Source organism: Aeromonas sp. ZOR0001 (assembly GCF_000801015.1).
Classification (GTDB): domain Bacteria; phylum Pseudomonadota; class Gammaproteobacteria; order Enterobacterales; family Aeromonadaceae; genus Aeromonas; species Aeromonas veronii.
The window spans coordinates 1-757 of the sequence record NZ_JRJY01000127.1 but is presented as its reverse complement, the minus strand read 5'-3'; the positions used below and the strand labels follow the sequence as shown (position 1 = coordinate 757).

1 protein-coding gene is annotated in these 757 nt (G+C 42.9%); it reads right to left on the bottom strand.

Annotation, left to right across the window (positions count from 1 at the left end; all coding sequences use genetic code 11):
- Positions 1–59 precede the first annotated feature (59 nt).
- Positions 60–512 (bottom strand): DUF6979 family protein, encoded by a 453-nt coding sequence (locus L972_RS16235; protein ID WP_047439556.1) that lies wholly within the window; start codon positions 510–512, stop codon positions 60–62.
- Positions 513–757 lie beyond the last annotated feature (245 nt).

Sequence of the window (757 nt, the reverse complement as noted above, 5' to 3'; positions counted from 1 at the left end):
CACCGGTTTGAGGCCGGTGTCAGGTGATAACTAGATCTGTACACTCTTCGAAATGACGATTACAGAAAGTCAGCCCTAAGCTCCAGCTCATCACTCGCCCAATGGGTATTCAGTACATTTGCATACCATAGTGTCAGAACGACATCCATCTGATTGTTGTGCTTCAGTGTGGCTGCAGCATCACAAGCACTGATAACCTCTTGCCATAAATCATCAGGATTAATCGGTGTAGCTTTGTCTTTAGAGGAAAGGATATCAAGGGCAGTGGTGACATACATCTTAGTCTTTGCGGCTGCATCATAATAGATTGGCATGACACAGCTAATCGCACTCAAACTGCATAGGGTCAGAAATGTAACCTTAGGGTTGTTTTTGAACTTTTTAACGCCTAAGTCTTCTCCGAATGCTTCGAACATCGCCATATCCCAGGCACTGACATGGTCATAATTGTTCTGCACCATTAGGTGTACTGCTCGCAATGCAGCACCGCCATACTTCCCATATATAATCATAAGCCCCCCGTTTTTCCCCTATGATAAATTACATCCATAGAGACCGGGCGATATAAATTCCTATTGCGATTATCTAATTACTCTATTGCTGACATGTAGACTATTAGCAGAAACTTTACTTGATGTAGATCAATTTAAAGAGCAACTAAATATAGATATACCGGCTCAGCGCCCGACTCAAATATATGTTCCCAAGCAAGCACTCTGTAGTGGTCTAATCATCCCGGACACCATTTTAGGTGGTA